Below are 531 nucleotides of genomic sequence, written 5' to 3'. Positions count from 1 at the left end.
CCTGGAACAGCTCCCCGGACTTATACTTTTTCACTTCTTTCCCATTGATCAGTACTTTTCCTCGATAAGGCTTACAGATATTGCTGATCACTTTTAATGTGGTGGATTTACCCGTTCCGTTGCCGCCTACTATGGCATAGAGCACATTTTTGGGAACCTGAAGCGTGACTCCTTTGAGCACATCCGGGCTGTCCTTTTCATAACGGAACCAGGCTTCCTTCACCAGCACCGCAGGATCTTTGATGTTGTCCGGATCCAGGTCGGTTTCCGGCGTATCATCCACCGCAGTCACCTGTGGGGCATGGTCTTGAAACACCTGATCCAGCCATTCTGCACCTTCCCGGACGGTTAAGGGACATCTGCCCTTTCCTCCCACACCATAAAAGATCTGTACCGGCGTCGGCATGGCGGTAAACATCTCATTGCCGCACTTCTTCAGGTAATCTCCCACTTTCCGCGGTTCATCCTTTGCAATCATTTTCCCGTCTTCGATCACCACTACTTTATCTGAGCAGTAGTAGATATCTTCCA

Annotated in this window: 1 protein-coding gene; it reads right to left on the bottom strand. The window is 49.7% G+C overall.

The annotated features are described in order from the left end of the window. A partial coding sequence (locus OCV47_RS07665) for an ATP-binding cassette domain-containing protein (protein WP_262654634.1) occupies positions 1–531 on the bottom strand: 531 nt, incomplete at both ends.

The organism is Muricoprocola aceti (assembly GCF_025567005.1).
Lineage (GTDB): Bacteria > Bacillota > Clostridia > Lachnospirales > Lachnospiraceae > Marvinbryantia > Marvinbryantia aceti.
Note: the sequence above shows the minus strand (reverse complement) of the source record. Positions and strands in the feature narration are given on the sequence as shown.